This is a genomic window from Pseudomonas sp. NA-150 (assembly GCF_044336365.1).
Taxonomy (GTDB): Bacteria; Pseudomonadota; Gammaproteobacteria; order Pseudomonadales; family Pseudomonadaceae; genus Aquipseudomonas.
Map to the genome: position 1 here is coordinate 6817821 of NZ_CP172305.1, position 19724 is coordinate 6837544.

The 19724-nt window shown below is 59.0% G+C and carries 18 protein-coding genes; 8 read left to right on the plus strand and 10 right to left on the minus strand.

Annotated features, from left to right (window positions below):
- The first annotated feature begins 157 nt into the window (after positions 1 to 157).
- Positions 158 to 2791: an MGH1-like glycoside hydrolase domain-containing protein gene (locus ACF0H7_RS31710; RefSeq protein WP_397450708.1), complete on the plus strand. Its 2634-nt coding sequence runs from the start codon at positions 158 to 160 to the stop codon at positions 2789 to 2791.
- A 139-nt stretch (positions 2792 to 2930) separates the two neighbouring features.
- Here the strand turns inward: ACF0H7_RS31710 and ACF0H7_RS31715 are convergent, their stop codons facing one another.
- Genes ACF0H7_RS31715 through glyQ form a run of 4 tightly spaced genes read right to left on the minus strand, consistent with a single transcriptional unit; the run spans position 2931 to position 7334 of the window.
- A complete protein-coding gene (locus tag ACF0H7_RS31715; RefSeq protein ID WP_397450709.1) occupies positions 2931 to 3701 on the minus strand; it encodes a lysophospholipid acyltransferase family protein in 771 nt (256 codons plus the stop codon).
- Positions 3702 to 3739: 38 nt separating this feature from the next.
- The gene (gene gmhB / locus ACF0H7_RS31720; protein ID WP_397450710.1) at positions 3740 to 4318 is read right to left on the minus strand and encodes a D-glycero-beta-D-manno-heptose 1,7-bisphosphate 7-phosphatase; all 579 of its coding nucleotides are present in this window, start codon (positions 4316 to 4318) and stop codon (positions 3740 to 3742) included.
- A gap of 17 nt (positions 4319 to 4335) precedes the next feature.
- Positions 4336 to 6390, minus strand: coding sequence for a glycine--tRNA ligase subunit beta (glyS, locus tag ACF0H7_RS31725; RefSeq protein WP_397450711.1), 2055 nt, complete (start codon positions 6388 to 6390; stop codon positions 4336 to 4338).
- Positions 6387 to 7334, minus strand: coding sequence for a glycine--tRNA ligase subunit alpha (glyQ, locus tag ACF0H7_RS31730; protein ID WP_397450712.1), 948 nt, complete (start codon positions 7332 to 7334; stop codon positions 6387 to 6389). The genes glyS and glyQ overlap by 4 nt, the downstream gene beginning before the upstream one ends.
- 82 nt (positions 7335 to 7416) lie before the next feature.
- Here glyQ and ACF0H7_RS31735 point away from each other — a divergent pair, with 82 nt between their 5' ends.
- Both ACF0H7_RS31735 and ACF0H7_RS31740 read left to right on the plus strand, forming a co-directional pair.
- On the plus strand, positions 7417 to 7968 hold the full coding sequence (locus ACF0H7_RS31735; RefSeq protein ID WP_397450713.1) for a DNA-3-methyladenine glycosylase I: 552 nt from the start codon (positions 7417 to 7419) through the stop codon (positions 7966 to 7968).
- Between the two features lie 38 nt (positions 7969 to 8006).
- A complete protein-coding gene (locus tag ACF0H7_RS31740) occupies positions 8007 to 8894 on the plus strand; it encodes a lysophospholipid acyltransferase (RefSeq protein WP_397450714.1) in 888 nt (295 codons plus the stop codon).
- A gap of 55 nt (positions 8895 to 8949) precedes the next feature.
- Here ACF0H7_RS31740 and ACF0H7_RS31745 read toward each other — a convergent pair whose 3' ends face one another.
- From ACF0H7_RS31745 to def, 5 genes are all read right to left on the minus strand, one after another.
- Positions 8950 to 9270: a tetratricopeptide repeat protein gene (locus ACF0H7_RS31745; protein ID WP_397450715.1), complete on the minus strand. Its 321-nt coding sequence runs from the start codon at positions 9268 to 9270 to the stop codon at positions 8950 to 8952.
- A gap of 124 nt (positions 9271 to 9394) precedes the next feature.
- Positions 9395 to 10768, minus strand: a complete 1374-nt coding sequence (trkA, locus tag ACF0H7_RS31750) for a Trk system potassium transporter TrkA (RefSeq protein ID WP_397450716.1) — start codon at positions 10766 to 10768, stop codon at positions 9395 to 9397.
- Between the two features lie 39 nt (positions 10769 to 10807).
- The gene (gene rsmB, locus ACF0H7_RS31755) at positions 10808 to 12130 is read right to left on the minus strand and encodes a 16S rRNA (cytosine(967)-C(5))-methyltransferase RsmB (protein WP_397450717.1); all 1323 of its coding nucleotides are present in this window, start codon (positions 12128 to 12130) and stop codon (positions 10808 to 10810) included.
- A complete protein-coding gene (gene fmt / locus ACF0H7_RS31760) occupies positions 12127 to 13086 on the minus strand; it encodes a methionyl-tRNA formyltransferase (RefSeq protein ID WP_397450718.1) in 960 nt (319 codons plus the stop codon). Before fmt ends, rsmB begins: the two co-directional genes overlap by 4 nt.
- Positions 13087 to 13209: 123 nt before the next feature.
- Entirely contained in the window at positions 13210 to 13716 is a 507-nt protein-coding gene (def, locus tag ACF0H7_RS31765) for a peptide deformylase (protein ID WP_397450719.1), read from the minus strand.
- A 148-nt stretch (positions 13717 to 13864) separates the two neighbouring features.
- Here def and ACF0H7_RS31770 point away from each other — a divergent pair, with 148 nt between their 5' ends.
- From ACF0H7_RS31770 to ACF0H7_RS31780, 3 genes are all read left to right on the plus strand, one after another.
- Positions 13865 to 14890 carry a LysM peptidoglycan-binding domain-containing protein gene (locus ACF0H7_RS31770; protein WP_397450720.1) on the plus strand — a complete coding sequence of 342 codons (1026 nt, stop codon included), beginning with the start codon at positions 13865 to 13867 and terminating at the stop codon, positions 14888 to 14890.
- 122 nt (positions 14891 to 15012) lie between these two features.
- Entirely contained in the window at positions 15013 to 16125 is a 1113-nt protein-coding gene (gene dprA / locus ACF0H7_RS31775) for a DNA-processing protein DprA (RefSeq protein WP_397450721.1), read from the plus strand.
- A gap of 37 nt (positions 16126 to 16162) precedes the next feature.
- Positions 16163 to 16720: an L-threonylcarbamoyladenylate synthase gene (locus ACF0H7_RS31780; RefSeq protein WP_397450722.1), complete on the plus strand. Its 558-nt coding sequence runs from the start codon at positions 16163 to 16165 to the stop codon at positions 16718 to 16720.
- 9 nt (positions 16721 to 16729) lie between these two features.
- On the opposite strand, the gene ACF0H7_RS31785 is transcribed toward ACF0H7_RS31780, so the two are convergent.
- The gene (locus ACF0H7_RS31785) at positions 16730 to 17704 is read right to left on the minus strand and encodes an NADPH:quinone reductase (protein ID WP_397450723.1); all 975 of its coding nucleotides are present in this window, start codon (positions 17702 to 17704) and stop codon (positions 16730 to 16732) included.
- Positions 17705 to 17871: 167 nt separating this feature from the next.
- On the opposite strand from ACF0H7_RS31785, the gene hemF reads away from it, so the two are divergent.
- Both hemF and aroE read left to right on the plus strand, forming a co-directional pair.
- Positions 17872 to 18786 (plus strand): oxygen-dependent coproporphyrinogen oxidase, encoded by a 915-nt coding sequence (hemF, locus tag ACF0H7_RS31790; protein ID WP_397450724.1) that lies wholly within the window; start codon positions 17872 to 17874, stop codon positions 18784 to 18786.
- 113 nt (positions 18787 to 18899) lie between these two features.
- Positions 18900 to 19724: a shikimate dehydrogenase gene (gene aroE / locus ACF0H7_RS31795; RefSeq protein WP_397450725.1), complete on the plus strand. Its 825-nt coding sequence runs from the start codon at positions 18900 to 18902 to the stop codon at positions 19722 to 19724.

A 19724-nucleotide genomic window follows, 5' to 3' on the forward strand; every position in this document is an offset into this window, starting at 1 on the left:
CTCTGCGGCTGGCAGCTGAATTGCCGGGTTTGGCAATTGATCATTCCACTGGTGGTAATGCCGCGATCTGAATACTGGCTGAATGAATGACACTGAGGAACCCCAGTCGCTCCCACCGCTCTACACTGGGGTGCAATCATTCGTCCGGGAAGTAATGATGACCGCTGAACCCAAGCCTGATCCGCTACTGGAAACCGTCGAACGCCAGCGTTTGTCTGGTGATGAAGCCAAGCGTTGGCGCGAGTGGGGTCCCTATGTCAGTGACCGTCAGTGGGGAACGGTTCGAGAGGACTACAGCGCGGACGGTGATGCCTGGACATATTTCCCACATGACCATGCCCGGAGTCGTGCTTACCGCTGGGGCGAAGATGGGCTGGCGGGGTTTTCCGATGCGGGGCAGCGCTGGTGTCTGGGGTTGGCGTTGTGGAATGGCCGCGATCCGATTATCAAGGAGCGTCTGTTTGGGCTGAACAATTCGGAAGGTAATCATGGCGAGGACGTCAAAGAGCTCTACTTCTACGTCGATGGCCTACCGAGTCATGCCTACATGCGCATGCTCTATAAATACCCCCACTTGGCTTTTCCCTATAACGATCTGGTCAGCGAGAATGGCCGTCGTGGCCTGAACGACGCCGAGTACGAGATTCTCGACACCGGCGTGTTCGACGACAACCACTACTTTGATGTGACGGTGGAATACGCCAAGCATACCCATGACGATATCTTCATGCGGGTCACCGTCGACAATCGTTCTGACCATTCGGCCCAACTGCATGTATTGCCACACTTGTGGGCGCGTAACACCTGGAGCTGGGGTGATTCAGCTGAGCGCCCTGCCCTCGCCCTCAACGGGCAACAGGTGCTGGCGAGTTATCCCCAGCATGCCGACAGAGTGGCGACGGCATGGGGACCGGAAACCTGTGAATGGATCTTCTGCGAAAACGAAACAAATCCCCTTCGGCATGACCGTGAATGGGCTAGCGGGGTGTTCAAGGATGGCATCAACGATTATCTGGTGGAAGGTCGTGCTGACGCTGTCCATCGTGATGCGGGGACTAAAGCCGCCGCGCATTTCACGCTTCAACTCTCTGGCCGGCAGACCCAAATCGTCTACCTGCGCTTTGCGCCCCATGATGCGTTGCCGGTGAGTGCGCGGTCTTTGTTTGAGCAACGTCGTGCAGAAGCCGATGATTTCTATGAGGCACTGCAGCAAGGCATCGTGGAAGCGGACGCGCGCAACGTACAGCGTCAGGCGTTGGCGGGACTGCTATGGTCCAAGCAGCTCTACTATTTCGACGTCAATCGCTGGCTGGACGGTGACCCGACTCAGCCGCCTCCCCCGCCTGAGCGCCTCGGAATACGCAATACACATTGGCGGCACCTGTACAACTTCGACATCGTCTCGATGCCAGACAAGTGGGAATACCCCTGGTATGCGTCGTGGGATCTGGCGTTTCAGGCGGTGGCTTTTGCGCTGATAGATCCTGAGTTTGCCAAGCAGCAATTGCTGTTGTTGGTGATGGATCGCTACATGCACCCCAATGGGCAGTTACCGGCTTACGAGTGGCGTTTCGACGATGCAAACCCACCCGTGCATGCCTGGGCGGCGTGGCGTGTGTATAAGCGGGAAAAGGAGTTCAAGGGCGAAGGTGATCTCGATTTTCTCGAGCGAATTTTCCACAAGCTGCTGCTGAATTTCTCCTGGTGGGTCAATCGCAAAGACGCCGAAGGCCGCAATGTGTTTCAGGGAGGTTTCCTCGGACTGGATAACATCGCGCTGTTCGATCGCTCCGCGGCGATGGCACCCGGCTACGACCTCGATCAGGCGGATGGGACTTCATGGGTTGCCGCTTATGCGATGGACCTGATGCGCATCGCCCTGGAGTTGGCTAAGCGCAATGCGGTGTATGTCGATATTGCAGTGAAATTCTTCGAGCATTTTCTGTATATCGCCGGGGCAATCAACCGGGTTGACGACAGTTCAGGTGGTCTCTGGGATGATCAGGACGCGTTTTTCTACGACGTTCTGCATCGTCCCGACGGCAGCATTGAGCCGGTGCGGCTGCGCTCACTGGTGGGCTTGATGCCGTTGTTTGCGGTGCAAGTGTTGGAGCAGCGTGAACACGAAGGTTTACCAGGGTTACGCGAACGACTATTGGGTTTTCTCAAACATCGTCCGGACTTGGCCCGACTGGTATCCCGGTGGACTGAACCGGGAAAAGGTAATCGGCTTTTGCTCGCGCTGTTGCGGGGACAGCGGACCAAAGACCTGCTGGCGCGAATGCTCGACGAAAAGGAATTTCTCTCCGAGTTCGGCATTCGCTCTCTGTCCAAGGAGTACGAAGATAAGCCGTTCAGCATGAAGGTCAACGGCAATACCTTATGCGCGGATTACCAGCCGGCGGAATCCAATTCCCGGCTGTATGGGGGGAACTCCAATTGGCGCGGGCCAGTGTGGATGCCGGTCAACTATATGCTGATCGAATCCCTGCGCGAATTTCATCGTTATTACGATGACAACTTTTTGGTCGAATACCCGACCGGTTCGGGTTTCCTGGCGTCACTGGACGAAGTCACCGAGGGTTTGGGTCAGCGGCTGACGCGTTTGTTCTTGCTGGATGAGGATGGCCGCCGCCCAAGCATGAGCGCTTATCCCCAGTTACAGGCAGATCCGCAGAGTCGGGATTTGGTGTTGTTTCACGAGTATTTCAATGGCGAAACCGGTCGAGGGTTGGGGGCTTCCCATCAAACCGGTTGGAGTGCGTTGGTGGCATTGCTGCTGCAGAAATGAGCGCCAAAAATCGAATCCAATAAAAACTTATGCACGTTTTTGGTTCGCTAATGAGCTTCAGAAATAAGTATAAAAATTAATAACTTAGAGAATTTATTGCACCAATTCACAGAATTGGTGCACAGGTTATCCACAGATGCTAGACAACCGCGCTCTCGGCGCTCGGCGCTGGTGCAACTGGCGAGCCCAAGGCGCGTTGAGTGGCTTCATTCCAGGCCGCGGCCCGGTCGTTAAGCGCTGCGATGGCGCGTGGCCCAGTACCCTCTGCGTACATCGGTTCGCCAATCACCACGTCAATGGTGCCCGGGGTTTTGGCCCAACCTGATTTCGGCCAGTACTTGCCCGCATTGTGCGCAATGGGCAGCACCGGCAGGTTAGCGTTCACGGCCAGCGCGGTACCGCCGCGGGAAAACTTGCCCACCTGACCGTAAGGAACGCGAGTGCCTTCCGGGAAGATCAAAACCCAGACGCCATCCTTGAGCAGCTCGTTTCCGCGTTTGGCTACATGCTTGAGGGCCGCCTTGGGGTTATCGCGATTGATCGCGATGGGACGCAGCATCGCCATCGCCCAACCGAAGAACGGCACAAACAATAGTTCACGCTTGAGCACTTGGCTCAGCGGTGAAAAGTGCTGCGAGAGGAAGAAGGTTTCCCACGTGCTTTGGTGGTTCGACAAGATCACGCAGGGCGTTTGTGGCACGTTTTCTTGACCCGTCACTTTGACGTTGATGTTCAAGAACACGCGGCACAGCCACAACGCACAACGGCACCAGAACACGTTGATGAACCGGTAGCGCATCGGGAACGGCATAAACGGGGCAACAAAGAAGCTCAGCGAGCACCACACCAGGGTGCAGGTGCCCAGCAGCAGGTAAAAGAAGAAGGTTCTGATTGCCTGCATGATCGACATAGCTGTTTTTACCGTTGCAGGCATCGTGCCCGCCTATTTTAAGAACGTACCGCTGAACCTTCGGAATCTGGTGTCAGGGGAGCGCTCTTGTGGATAAGTTCTGCGGCAATCGCCGCCAGATCGTCAAAAATCAAGGTTCCTGGTGGCAATGGTTTTCCCATTGTCCTCAAGCCTTTGCCGGTCTTTACCAACACTGGCTGAGAGTCGACGGCCAGCGCCGCTTCCAGGTCACCCTTACTATCGCCAACAAACCAGATACCCGCCAGATTAACCGAGTAATGATCTGCAATAGTTTTGAGCATGCCCGGTTTTGGTTTGCGACAGTCGCAACCATCGTCAGGGCCATGTGGGCAAAAGACGATCAAACCGACATCACCACCCTCGGCTGCCACCAGCTCGCGCAAGCGTGCGTGCATGGCATCCAGGGTGGCGACATCGTAGTAACCGCGGGCAATGCCGGACTGGTTAGTGGCGACGGCCACTGTCCAGCCGGCTTTGCTCAACTGCGCGATGGCCTCGATCGAGCCGGGGATCGGGATCCACTCCTCCACCGACTTGATGTAAGCGTCGGAGTCTTGGTTGATCACCCCGTCCCGATCGAGAATCAGCAGCTTCAAGCCTTGCCCCTTTACCATTAGCCCAGCAGCGAGATGTCGGCAACGCCGAGAAACAAGCCGCGCAGGCGAGCCAGCAACGCATAGCGGTTGGCACGCACATTGGCATCTTCAGCGTTGACCATTACCGCTTCGAAGAACGCATCGACCGGCTCACGCAGAGCAGCCAGACGCGCCAACGCTTCGTTGTACTGACGCGCCGCAGCCATGGGCTGTACGGCCTGGTCTGCTTGCTGAATCGCCGAGTACAACGAGAACTCATTGGCGTTATCGAAGTATTTCGGCTCTACGGTGTGGGCGATGCCGCCCTGCGCCTTGCTCAACAGGTTCGACACACGCTTGTTCACGGCAGCCAGTGCAGCGGCTTCCGACAGTTTGCGGAACGCTTGGACCGCTTGAACCCGCTGATCGAAATCAAGCGCGGAAGCTGGTTTCAACGCACGTACCGACAGGTACACAGCAACCTCGACGCCTTCGTCTTCATAACGCGCTCGCAGACGGTCGAAGATGAATTCCAGCACCTGATCGGCCAAGCCAGCCGCTTTGATCTTCGCGCCGAACTGAGCGACGGCGAACGTCACGGTTTGCACCAGATCAAGGTCGAGCTTCTTGTCGATCAGGATCCGCAGCACGCCCAACGCAGCGCGACGCAGGGCATACGGGTCTTTGCTACCGGTAGGCAGCATGCCGATACCGAAGATACCGACGAGCGTGTCGAGTTTGTCGGCGATGGCCACCGCGGCACCGGTCAGGGTGGCCGGCAGTTCAGCGCCCGCACCACGCGGCATGTACTGTTCGTTCAGCGCCAGTGCAACGTCTTCCGGTTCACCGTCGGCCAACGCGTAGTAGTAACCGGCAACGCCCTGCATTTCCGGGAACTCGCCGACCATCTCGCTGGCTAGGTCGCACTTGGACAGCAAGCCGGCGCGAGCGGCACGCTGAGCATCGCCACCAATGCGCGGAGCAATGTACGCCGCCAGTTTCGACACCCGTTCGGCTTTGTCGAACACGCTGCCCAACTGAGCCTGGAATACGACGTTCTGTAGACGCTGGTTGAAGGTCTCCAGTTTCTGCTTCTTGTCCTGCTTGAAGAAAAACTCGGCGTCAGTCAGACGCGGGCGAACTACTTTCTCGTTACCCGAGATGATTTGCTGCGGGTCTTTGCTTTCGATGTTGGCCACGGTAATGAAACGCGGCAGCAACTTGCCGTCGATGTCCAGCAGGCAGAAATACTTCTGGTTGTCCTGCATGGTGGTGATCAGCGCTTCTTGCGGCACTTCGAGGAAGCGTTCTTCGAACGAGCACACCAGCGGCACAGGCCATTCGACCAGTGCAGTCACTTCATCGAGCAGGCTCGGCGGAACGATCGCTGTGCCTTCCTGCAGGGTAGCCAGTTCAGCAACGCGCTTGCTGATCAGCTCGCGACGTTCAGCGAAGTCAGCCAGTACGTGAGCGGCGCGCAGGTCATCGAGGTAGTTGGCAGGCGAGGTGATGCGCACGCTTTCCGGGTGGTGGAAACGGTGACCACGGGAATCCCGGCCGGCCTTCTGCGCAAGAATGGTGCAATCGATCACTTGATTGCCAAACAGCATTACCAGCCATTGGGTAGGACGCACGAACTCTTCTTTGCGCGCACCCCAGCGCATGCGCTTGGGAATCGGCAAGTCATTCAGCGAGTCTTCAACGATGGTCGGCAGCAGACTGATCGTAGGCTTGCCGACGATGTTCTGGCTGAAACGCAGTTTCGGACCGCTTTGATCGATTTCGCTCAGCTCGACGCCGCACTTCTTGGCGAAGCCCAGTGCTGCCTGAGTCGGATTGCCTTCAGCATCGAAAGCGGCCTGACGTGGCGGGCCATCGAGGTTGACGCTACGGTCGGCTTGTTGCGTTGCCAACTGAGTGATCAACACTGCCAGACGGCGCGGCGCGGCATAGACACGCTTGGCGGTGAAGTCCAGGCCAGCGGCTTGCAGGCCTTTTTCAATACCGGCGAGGAACGCGTCAGCCAAGGTATTCAAGGCTTTTGGCGGCAGTTCTTCGGTACCCAACTCAACCAGGAAATCTTGAGCACTCATTGTGCAGCCTCCAGCTTAGCCAACACTTCGTCACGTAAGTCCGGTGGCGCCATCGGGAAGCCGAGCTTGGCCCGGGCTTGCAGGTAAGCCTGGGCTACCGAGCGAGCGAGCGTCCGAACGCGCAGGATGTATTGCTGACGAGCGGTTACGGAAATCGCCCGGCGCGCATCCAGCAGGTTGAAGGTGTGAGATGCCTTGAGCACCATTTCGTAGCTCGGCAATGGCAGCTCGAGGTCGATCAGGCGAGCGGCTTCGCTTTCATAGAAGTCGAACAGCTCGAACAGTTTGTCGACGTTGGCGTGTTCGAAGTTGTAGGTCGATTGCTCCACTTCGTTCTGGTGGAACACATCGCCATAGGTCACTTTGCCGAACGGGCCGTCAGTCCAGACCAGGTCGTAGACCGAGTCCACACCTTGCAGGTACATGGCCAGGCGCTCAAGGCCGTAAGTGATTTCGCCGGTTACCGGGTAGCACTCGATGCCACCGGCTTGCTGGAAGTAAGTGAACTGCGTTACTTCCATACCGTTGAGCCAGACTTCCCAGCCCAGACCCCAGGCGCCCAGCGTCGGCGATTCCCAGTTGTCTTCGACGAAACGAATGTCGTGCACCAGCGGATCGAGGCCGACGTGCTTCAGCGAGCCGAGGTACAGCTCCTGGAAGTTGTCCGGGTTCGGCTTCAATACCACTTGGAACTGGTAGTAGTGCTGCAAGCGGTTCGGGTTTTCGCCGTAGCGGCCATCTGTAGGACGACGGCTTGGCTGCACGTAGGCAGCGTTCCAGGTTTCCGGGCCAATGGCGCGCAGGAACGTGGCGGTATGGAATGTGCCGGCACCGACTTCCATATCGTAGGGCTGAAGTACCACACAACCTTGCTCGGCCCAGTATTGTTGGAGGGCGAGGATCAAGTCTTGGAAGGTACGCACCGCTGGCGTAGGCTGGCTCACGAAATTCACCTGTACTGGGGGGCTGCGATTTAAAGAGCGGGAGTATACCCGATTCAGCCGCGCCTCCACCCCTAGGAGCCCTATGCCACGCTGCTTTTGGTGCAACGAAGATGCGCTTTATATCGCTTATCACGATCAAGAGTGGGGCGTGCCCGTGCGTGATGCACAGATGCTCTTCGAGTTGATATTGCTCGAAGGGTTCCAGGCGGGTCTGTCATGGATCACGATTTTAAAGAAGCGAGCGCGTTATCGTGAAGTCATGTTCGACTTCGATGTGAATAAAGTGGCGCAGATGAGCGACGCCTACATCGAAGAACTGATGCTTGAAACCGGCATCGTGCGTAACCGACTGAAGCTCAACGCCGCACGGCGTAATGCCTTGGCCTGGCTGGCGCAGGACGATCCGGTGAGCTGGCTGTGGTCGTTTGTCGGCGGACAGCCCAAGGTCAATCACTTCACGGATCGCAGTCAGGTTCCGGCCGTCACTCCTGAAGCCGAGGCGATGAGCAAAGCCCTGAAGAAAGCCGGCTTCACCTTCGTTGGACCGACCATCTGTTATGCCTTCATGCAAGCCAGTGGAATGGTCATGGATCACACCCAGGATTGTGATCGATACGCCGCCTTGGCTCGCTGATGGTTACAATGGCCGCCTTGCGAATTCAGGAGTGATCTGTGGATAAGTTCAAAGGTGCCCTGCTGGTGGGGCTTTTGCGGCTGTTTGCCCTGTTGCCATGGCGTGTCGTGCAGTGGGTAGGCACGGCCATTGGCTGGATTATGTGGAAAACACCAAACCGCTCGCGGGAAATCGCGCGGATCAACCTGGGCAAGTGTTTTCCAGAGTTAAATGCCGTCGAGCTTGAGCGTCTGGTCGGGCGCAGTCTGATGGACATTGGCAAGACCTTCACCGAAAGCGCCTGCGCCTGGATCTGGCCTGCTCAAAAATCCATCGATCTGGTGCGCGAAGTCGAAGGGCTTGAAGTGCTGGAAGCGGCGTTGGCTTCGGGTAAGGGCGTGGTTGGCATCACTAGCCACTTGGGCAATTGGGAAGTGCTCAACCACTTCTACTGCAGCCAGTGCAAACCGATCATTTTCTATCGTCCACCCAAGCTTAAGGCCGTGGACGAATTGCTGCGCAAACAGCGCGTGCAATTAGGTAATCGCGTGGCTGCTTCGACCAAAGAAGGCATCCTCAGCGTGATCAAGGAAGTGCGCAAAGGTGGCTCGGTGGGGATTCCGGCGGATCCGGAGCCTGCTGAGTCAGCAGGAATTTTTGTTCCCTTCTGTGCGATCCAGGCGCTGACCAGCAAGTTTGTGCCGAATATGCTGGCGGGCGGCAAGGCGGTAGGTGTGTTCCTGCATGCCATGCGATTACCCGATGGTTCTGGCTACAAAGTGGTCCTGGAAGCGGCCCCGGAAGCGATGTACAGCACCGACGCAGCGGTCTCGGCTGCCGCCATGAGCCAAGTGGTCGAGAAATACGTGCGGGCTTATCCGAGTCAGTACATGTGGACGATGAAGCGCTTTAGAAAGCGTCCTGCGGGCGAGGAACGCTGGTACTGAGATCAACGGTCTGTGGATAACCGGGCGGCGCTTGGTTATCCACAGCGGTTTTCGGTCAAGGCTTTGGCGCCAACCGCTCAAGCTTTTTCAAAAACACGGTCATTTCCTTCTCCGCCTGCTTGTCGCCATGGCCTTGGGCGGCCTGGATACCCTGCTCCCACGCCAGCTTTGCGCTCGCAATATCTCCTGCGCCCTGGTGGGCTTTGCCCAGCAGTTTCCAGGCGGCTGAATACTTGGGATCGAAGGTGACGCAATGTTGCAGGTGGTCGGCGGCCTTGGCGAAATCGCCGGCGTCCAGATAACCCTTGCCCAGGCCGAAGCGCAGCAAGGCGTTATCCATACCTTTGGCGAGCATTTTTTCCAGTGATTCGAGCATGGGGGTCTCTCCTTAGATCTCGTGGATGAACTGCAATCTTCTGTAGGAGCGAACTTGTTCGCGAGGCGGTGTATCAGGTACACCGAGGACAGCTTCTCGCCAACAAGTTGGCTCCTACAAGGACCTAGGAGAAGCTCAGGCCGACGTGGAAAAGCCGCTCCACATCGCGAATGTACTTCTTATCCACAAGGAACAGGATCACATGGTCGCCGGACTCGATCACGGTGTTGTCGTGGGCGATCAGCACTTCTTCGTCACGAATGATCGCGCCAATCGTGGTGCCGGGCGGTAATGGAATGTCGCGAATAGCGCGGCCAATAACTTTGCTTGAATGACTGTCGCCATGGGCCACGGCCTCGATGGCTTCGGCGGCGCCACGCCGCAGTGAATGCACGCTGACGATATCGCCTCGCCGCACGTGGGTCAGCAAGGTGCCGATGGTTGCCAGCTGCGGGCTGATGGCGATATCGATCTCGCCGCCTTGCACCAGGTCCACGTACGCCGTGTTGTTGATGATGGTCATGACCTTGCGCGCGCCCAAGCGTTTGGCCAGCAGCGACGACATGATGTTGGCTTCGTCGTCGTTGGTGAGCGCCAGGAACAGGTCTGCATCGGCGATGTTTTCTTCCAGCAGCAAATCTCGGTCAGATGCGCTGCCCTGCAGCACCAAGGTATTGCTCAAGGTCTCCGACAGGTAACGGCAGCGCGCCGGGTTCATGTCGATGATCTTCACCTGATAGCGGCTTTCAATGGCTTCAGCCAAACGCTCGCCAATATTGCCGCCGCCCGCGATGATGATGCGTTTGTAGCTTTCGTCGAGTCGCCGCATTTCGCTCATCACTGCGCGGATGTGCGCTTTGGCGGCGATGAAAAATACCTCGTCGTCGACTTCGATTACCGTATCGCCTTGCGGCAGAATCGGCCGGTCACGGCGGAAAATCGCGGCGACGCGGGTATCGACGTTGGGCATGTGTTCGCGCAACTGGCGCAGTTGCTGACCCACCAGCGGTCCGCCGTAGTACGCCCTGACCGCCACCAATTGCGCTTTTCCTTCGGCGAAATCGATGACCTGCAACGCGCCGGGGTACTCGATCAGGCGTTTGATGTAATTGGTCACCACCTGCTCAGGGCTGATCAGCACATCCACCGGAATCGCGTCGTTGTGGAACAATTCGCTGCGGGTCAGGTACGCAGCCTCACGCACGCGGGCGATTTTGGTTGGGGTATTGAACAGGGTGTAGGCAACCTGACAGGCGAGCATGTTGGTCTCGTCGCTGTTGGTCACCGCCACCAGCATGTCGGCGTCATCGGCACCGGCCTGGCGCAGCACCGTAGGAAACGAGGCACGGCCCTGTACAGTACGGATATCCAGGCGGTCACCCAGATCCCTCAGGCGCTCGGCATCGGTGTCGACCACGGTGATGTCGTTGGCTTCGCTGGCCAAATGTTCGGCCAGCGTGCCGCCCACCTGGCCGGCACCAAGAATGATGATTTTCATCCGCCTTCTCCCTGAAAGTATTCGCCCCTGAAAAGCGGGTTAGCCCTGCGCTGCGATCTTGATCAGTTTCGCGTAATAGAAGCCGTCATGGCCGCCTTCCTGGGCCAGCAATTGACGACCGTGGGGTTGTTTTAGCCCTGGCGGTGGGTTGCCCGATTGACCGGCGATATCCAATTCACGAGCACCCGACGTTCGTGCGAGAAACGCCTCGACCACTTCCGTGTTTTCCATCGGCAACGTCGAGCAGGTGGCGTACAGCAGAATGCCGCCGACTTCGAGCGTCGGCCACAGTGCGTCAAGCAACTCGCCCTGAAGCGTGGCAAGGGCTGGAATGTCATCGGCCTGACGGGTCAGTTTGATGTCCGGGTGGCGACGGATCACGCCAGTGGCTGAACACGGCGCATCGAGCAGGATGCGCTGGAATGGCTTGCCATCCCACCATTGCGCGGTTTCCCGGGCATCGGCGGCGATCAGCTCGGCGCTGAGGCCCAGGCGTTCGAGGTTCTCTTTCACCCGGACCAGGCGTTTGGCTTCCAGGTCCACGGCAACCACGCCCGACAGCTGCGGTTGGACTTCCAGCAAGTGGCAGGTCTTGCCGCCGGGGGCGCAGCAGGCATCGAGTACTCGCTGGCCGGGCGCCAGATCCAGCAGGTCGGCGGCCAATTGCGCGGCTTCGTCCTGCACGCTGATCCAGCCTTCGGCAAAGCCCGGCAGAGTGCGTACGTCGCACGGTTCAGTCAGCAGAATGCCGTCCTGGCTGAAGGTGCAGGCGTTGGCGTCAATGCCGACGTTTTGCAGTTTTTGCAGGTAGGCATCGCGGCTGTTGTGTCGGCGATTGACCCGCAAAATCATCGGTGGGTGGGCATTGTTGGCGGCGCAGATCGCTTCCCACTGTTCTGGCCAGTAGGCTTTCAAGGCCTTTTGCAGCCAGCGCGGGTGCGAGGTGCGCACCACCGGATCGTGCTCCAGCTCGAGCAACAGCGCTTCGCTTTCTCGCTGTGCACGACGCAGCACCGCATTGAGCAGCGCCTTGGCCCACGGCTTTTTCAGCTTGTCGGCGCAGCCCACGGTTTCGCCGATGGCGGCGTGGGCGGGAATGCGGGTGTAGAGCAACTGGTACAGGCCGACTAGCAGCAAGGCGTCGACATCGGCATCGGCGGCCTTGAAGGGTTTTTGCAACAATTTTGCCGCCAGCGCGGACAGGCGTGGCTGCCAACGGGCAGTGCCGAACGCCAAGTCTTGAGTCAAACCGCGATCGCGGACTTCGACTTTATCCATTTGGGTCGGCAGCGAACTGTTCAGTGAAGCTTTGCCACTGAGGACGGCAGCCAGAGCCTTGGCAGCGGCAAGACGCGGATTCATTGGGCCGATACCTCGGCGCCGAGGAGGGTGCCCACGGCGAATTTCTCACGACGGCTGTTGAACAGGTCGGCGAAATTCAACGCTTTGCCGCCGGGCAATTGCAGACGGGTCAGGCGCAAGGCCTGCTGTCCACAGGCGACGATCAGGCCGTCTTTGCTCGCGGCGAGGATTTCACCTGGCGTGCCCTGCCCTTCATCGAAGCTGGCGGCCAGCACTTTCAGGGCCTCGCCATTCAAGGTGCTGTGGCAAATGGGCCACGGGTTGAAGGCGCGAACCAGACGTTCCAGCTCAATGGCCGGGCGAGTCCAATCGATGCGTGCTTCGTCTTTGTTCAGCTTGTGGGCGTAGGTCGCGAGGCTGTCATCCTGGACTTCACCGGTCAGCGTGCCAGCAGCGAGGCCGGCGATGGCTTGCACCACGGCAGGTGGGCCGAGCTTGGCGAGACGATCATGCAGACTGCCACCGGTGTCTTCGGCAGTGATCGGCGTGGTGACCTTGAGCAGCATCGGCCCAGTGTCTAGTCCAGCTTCCATGCGCATGACGGTGACGCCACTTTCGGCATCGCCCGCCTCCACGGCGCGCTGAATCGGCGCCGCTCCGCGCCAGCGTGGCAGCAACGAAGCGTGACTGTTGATGCAGCCCAGACGCGGAATATCCAGCACCACTTGCGGCAGGATCAGCCCGTAAGCGACCACCACCAGCAAATCCGGCTTAAGCGCGGCCAGTTCGGCTTGAGCGTCGGCATTGCGTAGGGTTGGCGGTTGCAGGACGACGATCCCGTGCTGCTCGGCCAGTTGTTTGACCGGGCTCGGCATCAGCTTTTGTCCACGGCCCGCCGGGCGATCAGGCTGGGTGTAAACCGCAATCACTTGATGGGGGCTGTCGAGCAAGGCCTTGAGGTGTTCAGCGGCAAATTCAGGGGTGCCGGCGAAGACGATGCGCAGTGGCTCAGTCATGGGCTTCTCGATAAGGGAGTGTACGGACCTGTAGGAGCGGGCTTGCCCGCGATGGCGATGGAAATGACACACCGCATCAAGCCAATCGCGGGCAAGCCCGCTCCTACAGTAAGGGCGAAGGGATCAAGCGTTCTGCTTGTGCAGTTTTTCCAGCTTCTTCTTGATACGGTCGCGCTTGAGGTTCGACAGGTAATCGACGAACAATTTGCCGTTGAGGTGATCGCATTCGTGCTGGATGCACACCGCCAACAGACCTTCGGCGACCAATTCGTAAGGCTGGCCATCGCGGCCCAAGGCCTTGATCCTGATTTTCTGCGGGCGATCGACGTTCTCATAGAAGCCTGGCACCGAAAGGCAGCCTTCCTGATACTGGTCCACCTCGTCGGTCAGGGTTTCGATCTCGGGGTTGATGAACACCCGTGGTTCGCTGCGATCTTCACTCAGGTCCATGACCACTACGCGCTTGTGGACGTTGACCTGGGTCGCAGCCAAACCGATGCCAGGGGCTTCGTACATGGTTTCAAACATGTCATCGACCAGCTGGCGAATGCCGTCGTCGACCGCTGCCACGGGCTTGGCAAGGGTGCGAAGGCGCGAATCCGGAAATTCGAGAATGTTTAAAATAGCCATATACGTTAGGGCTGCACTTGTAAGGTAAAGTCGAAAATCGGCTGCTAGGATTTGCACGCGAAAGGCGCAAGATAGCGATTTCGTAAAACCCAGGCCTCTGGGACTCTGACTGTTTCACGGGATGCCATATGATAAAGGGATTCACCGCATGAGGAAATCACTACTCGCCCTGCTGCTGTTGGCCTCCGCAGGCTTTTGTCAGGCGCAAGTGCAACTCAAGGAAGGACATCCGGAAAACTACACCGTCGTTAAAGGCGATACGTTGTGGGACATTTCCGGGAAATTCCTGAGTGAACCCTGGAAGTGGAAGGAAATCTGGAAGGCCAACCCTCAAATCGCCAATCCCGACCTGATCTACCCCGGTGACCGGTTGACGCTGATTTATGTCGATGGCCAGCCACGGCTGGTGGTCAATCGTGGCGAGTCTCGCGGCACCATCAAATTGTCACCGACCGTGCGTACGACACCGATGGCCGAAGCGATCCCGAGCATTCCGCTGGGCGCGATCAACAGTTTCCTGCTCAATAACCGCATCATCAATGACCCCGCCGACTTCAAGAAAGCGCCGTACATCGTCGCCGGCAACGCAGAAAGCGTGCTCAGTGGCGTCGGTGACCGCGTGTACGCCCGGGGCAAGTTCGACTCGACTCACTCGGTCTACGGGATTTTCCGTCAAGGCAAAACCTACACCGACCCCGTGAGTGGCGCATTCCTCGGGATCAACGCCGACGACATTGGCAGCGGCGAAATTGTCGCCCGCGAAGGCGATATCTCGACCTTGCTGCTGCAGCGCTCCAATCAGGAAGTCCGCCTGGCCGACCATTTGTTTGCCAGCGAAGAGCGTCCGGTCAACTCGACCTTCTTTCCGAGCACACCGCAAACCACCATCGACGGTCTGATCATCGACGTGCCGCGTGGCGTGACGCAGATCGGTGTCATGGATGTGGTGACGCTGAACCGGGGCAAGCGGGATGGTCTGGCCGAAGGTGATGTGTTGGCGATCTACAAGACCGGCGAACAGGTCCGCGATGAACTGGCCGGTGACCGAATCAAAATCCCGGATGAACGTGCGGGCTTACTGATGGTCTTTCGCACTTATGAAAAGCTCAGCTATGGTTTGGTACTCCATGCCACGCGTTCTTTGGCGGTCTTGGACAAGGTGCGTAATCCGTAGTGCTATGCTTCAGAATTGATACAGTTTTTTCCACCGGACATGAACTTATCAAATAGTTACTAACAGAGTTATCCACAGGTTGTCCCGACTGTTAACGAGGCGCAACAGATCAAGGAAGATCGATGCCCCTGTTCGATACTGCTGCTTTTTCACCCGCCGAACTCGAAGCGCGCCTGCGCGTGCACCGTCTGCCAGAGGTGGGTCCCAAACGCTTTCATAAACTGATGGGCGCCTTTGGTTCGGCTTCGGCCGCGCTCAGTGCGCCGGCCAGCGCGTGGCGTGCATTGGGCTTTCCCAGCGCCAGCGCGGATGCTCGGCGTAGCCCCGAGGTACGCGATGGTGCCAGCGCTGCGTTGGCCTGGTTAGAGCGTCCCGGCCAGCATTTACTGATGTGGGACGACCCTACCTACCCCGCACTGTTGGCAGAAATCCCCGACGCGCCACCCCTTCTTTTCATTGCAGGCGACCCGAGCATTTTGGAGCGCCCGCAGCTGGGAATGGTCGGCAGTCGCCGTGCCTCCAAGCCCGGGTTGGACACCGCCCGGGCGTTTTCCCGGAGCCTGGCGGGCGCCGGATTTGTCATCACCAGTGGCCTCGCGCTGGGTATTGATGGTGCCGCGCACCAAGGTGCGCTGGACGTCGGCGGACAGACAATCGGCGTGCTGGGCACGGGTATCGAAAATTTTTATCCACAGCGCCACCGTCAGCTTGCCGCCGCCATGAGCGAGCAAGGCAGTGCGGTTGTTTCTGAATTTCCACTTGACGCCGGACCGCAGGCCAGCAATTTTCCGCGCCGTAATCGAATTATCAGTGGCTTGTCCTTAGGCGTGTTGGTGGTTGAGGCCAGCGTTGCCAGCGGATCGTTGATAACGGCGCGCCTCGCCGCCGAACAAGGGCGCGAGGTGTATGCGATCCCCGGCTCGATTCATCACCCCGGTGCCCGCGGCTGTCATCAATTGATACGCGATGGTGCGGTATTAGTGGAAACCGTCGAGCACATCCTCGACGCGTTGCGCGGCTGGCAAAATGTGGGTTCACCTCCCGCTGCGCTGGCGTTGCCGAGCAAACCTGGCCATCCGTTGCTCGATTTGCTGCTGGCGGCGCCGCACACCAGTGAGGCATTGGCCTTGTCCGCTGGCTGGCCATTGCCTAAGGTATTGGCTGCATTGACCGAGCTAGAGCTGGATGGACGCATAAGCTGTGAGGCTGGACGATGGTTTGGCCGTGCACCCTGAGGTTAAACTGCGGGCATCTTTACCGGAGAGACAGTGAATGGTCAGCAGTTGGCGTGTGCAACAAGCCGCGCGAGAGATACGAGCCGGCGCGGTGATTGCCTACCCAACCGAAGCGGTCTGGGGGCTGGGCTGTGACCCGTGGAATGAAGACGCGGTGTATCGCCTGCTGGCGATCAAGTCCCGGCCTGTGGATAAGGGCTTGATCTTGATCGCCGACAACATCCGTCAGTTCGATTTTCTTCTCGAAGACTTTCCGGAAACCTGGATTGACCGCATGTCTGCGACCTGGCCGGGCCCGAACACCTGGCTGGTGCCGCATCAAGATTTGCTGCCAGAGTGGGTGACCGGCAACCACGACACCGTGGCCCTGCGCGTCAGTGATCATCCACAGGTGCGTGAGTTGTGCGCGTTGGTGGGGCCGTTGATTTCCACGTCCGCCAACCCTGCCGGGCGCCCCGCTGCACGGACCAGGATTCGCGTGGAACAATATTTCCGTGGCGAAATCGACGCGGTGCTTGGCGGCGCGCTGGGCGGCCGCAAGCACCCGAGTTTGATTCGTGACCTCGTCACCGGGGACATTGTTCGCCCCGGCTAGAGGGTCGAGTTACGGAATCAGAATGGTCGAACCGGTGGTGCGCCGGGCGCTGAGCTCGGTTTGCGCCGTGGCCGCGTCTTTCAAGGCGTACTGCTTGATGTCATCGACCTTGACCTTGCCGCTGGTGAGCATCGCGAACAACTCGTCGGCCATGCCTTGCAGGTTGTCGGCGGTGGCATAGGTGCCCAAGGTTGGACGGGTGACGTAGAGCGAGCCTTTCTGCGCCAGAATCTGCAGATTGACCCCGGACACCGGGCCGGAAGCATTGCCGAAACTGACCAGCAAACCGCGGGGTGCCAGGCAGTCGAGCGAGGTCAGCCACGTGTCCTGGCCTACGCCGTCGTACACCACCGGGCATTTTTTGCCGCCAGTCAATTCCAGCACGCGTTTGACCACGTCGTCCTTGCTGTAGTCGATGGTTTCCCAGGCCCCGAGCGATTTGGCGTGCGCGGCTTTCTCCGCCGAGCTGACGGTACCGATCAGCTTCGCGCCAATCGCTTTTGCCCATTGGCAAGCCAACGAGCCGACGCCGCCCGCAGCTGCGTGGAACAGCACGGTTTCACCGGCCTTGAGGTCATGGGTTTGGCGAAACAGGTACTGCACGGTCAGGCCTTTGAGCATGATCGCGGCGGCCTGCTCGAAACTGATCGACTCCGGCAATTTCACCAGATTTGCTGCAGGAATCAGGTGCACATCGGCGTAGGCACCCAGCGGACCACCGCCGTAGGCCACCCGATCACCGACCTTGAATTGGCTGACTTCACTGCCGACCGCTTCGACGATGCCCGCGCCTTCGGTGCCCAGTCCCGACGGAAACGAAGGCGCCGGGTACAGGCCGCTGCGAAAGTAGGTGTCGATGAAGTTCAGGCCAATCGCCTTGTTGCGCAGACGTACCTGCTGCGGGCCGGGCTCGGCCGGTTCGAAGTCGACGTATTCAAGGACTTCCGGGCCGCCCACTTTGCTGAACTGGATACGCTTTGCCATCTGTTCTCTCCGTTGATCAATGGAAACAAGAAGTGCGAAAGGCACCTATCGGACTCCTTCCCTTGACCTTCGTCAACTGGGTCAGCCCTTATGCCGGTGGTATGCTACGCGCCAATTTGCCACCGCCCGTATCTGCCGGTGGCTCAGCGACGTTTCAAGGTGACCCGATGACTACCCGCACCGAAGCTGTTAAAGCCTACCTGCTCGACCTTCAAGACCGGATTTGCAACGCCCTGCAACACGAAGACGGCGGCGCGCATTTCGTTGAAGATGCCTGGACCCGTCCGGCAGGTGGCGGAGGGCGTACGCGGGTGATCGAAGGCGGTGAACTGATCGAAAAAGGCGGGGTGAACTTCTCCCACGTGTTCGGCAGCGGTTTGCCGCCGTCGGCCAGCGCTCATCGGCCGGAATTGGCTGGGCGTGGCTTTGAAGCGCTGGGTGTGTCGCTGGTGATCCACCCTCACAACCCCCATGTGCCGACCTCCCACGCCAACGTCAGATTCTTCATCGCCGAAAAAGAAGGCGAAGAGCCGGTCTGGTGGTTCGGTGGCGGTTTCGACCTGACCCCGTACTACGCCGTCGAAGAAGATTGCGTGCATTGGCACCGGGTTGCCGAGCAGGCTTGTGCGCCGTTCGGGGCTGACGTTTACCCGCGTTATAAAGCCTGGTGCGACAGCTATTTCCATATCAAGCACCGCAACGAGCCGCGCGGGATTGGCGGCCTGTTCTTCGATGACCTGAATCAATGGGATTTCGACACCAGCTTCGCCTTTTTGCGGGCGATTGGTGATGCGTTCATCGATGCTTACCTGCCCATCGTCCAGCGCCGTAAAGCTGCGGCGTACACCGCGCAGCAGCGGGAATTCCAGGAGTTTCGGCGCGGACGTTATGTCGAATTCAATCTGGTCTACGATCGTGGCACCTTGTTTGGCCTGCAATCGGGTGGCCGTACCGAGTCGATCCTGATGTCGCTGCCGCCACAAGTGCGCTGGAGCTATGACTGGAAGGCCGAGCCGGGCAGCGAAGAAGCGCGGCTGACCGAGTATTTCTTGCAGGATCGGGATTGGTTGGCTGAAGCCTGACAATCTCCCCTTTGTAGGAGCCGGTTTACCTGCGATAGCGGTGTGTCAGAAAAACCGAAATCGCGGGCAAGCCCGCTCCTAAGAGGCAAACTCGACTGACTCAGGAACACCCCATGGACCACTACGTCGTTTTCGGTAACCCCATCGCCCACAGCAAATCGCCGCTGATCCATCGTCTGTTCGCCGAGCAAACCGGCCAGCGTTTGGACTACAGCACGCTGTTGGCGCCCCTGGATGATTTCACTGGCGCTGCGCAGAAATTCTTCCACACCGGTAGCGGCGCCAATGTCACCGTGCCGTTCAAGGAAGAAGCCTTTCGCTTGGCCGATAGCCTGACCGAACGCGCGCAACGCGCCGGCGCAGTGAACACCTTGCGCAAGGGCCTCGATGGCCGTCTGTTGGGCGACAATACCGACGGCGCGGGGCTGGTGCGCGATTTGACGGTGAACGCGGGCGTCAGCCTGCAAGGTAAGCGGATTCTGTTGTTAGGCGCGGGTGGCGCCGTGCGTGGGGCCTTGGAGCCGCTGTTGGCGGAGAAGCCGCAAGTGCTGGTGATCGCCAATCGCACGGTGGAAAAAGCCGAACAACTGGCCCATGAGTTCGCTGATCTGGGGCCGGTGTTCCCCAGTGGTTTCGACTGGCTGGAGGAGTCGGTCGACCTGATCATCAATGCGACGTCGGCAAGCCTCGCCGGTGAGCTGCCGCCGATTTCGCCCAGTTTGATCAAGCCCGGCCACACGGTGTGCTACGACATGATGTACGGCAAAGAACCGACGCCGTTCTGCCGCTGGGCCACCGAGCACGGCGCCGTGCTGGTGCTGGATGGCTTGGGTATGCTCGCCGAGCAGGCGGCTGAAGCGTTCTATCTGTGGCGCGGTGTGCGTCCACTGACGGCGCCGGTGCTGGCGGAGTTGCGGCGCCTGCTCGCGAGCGCCTGA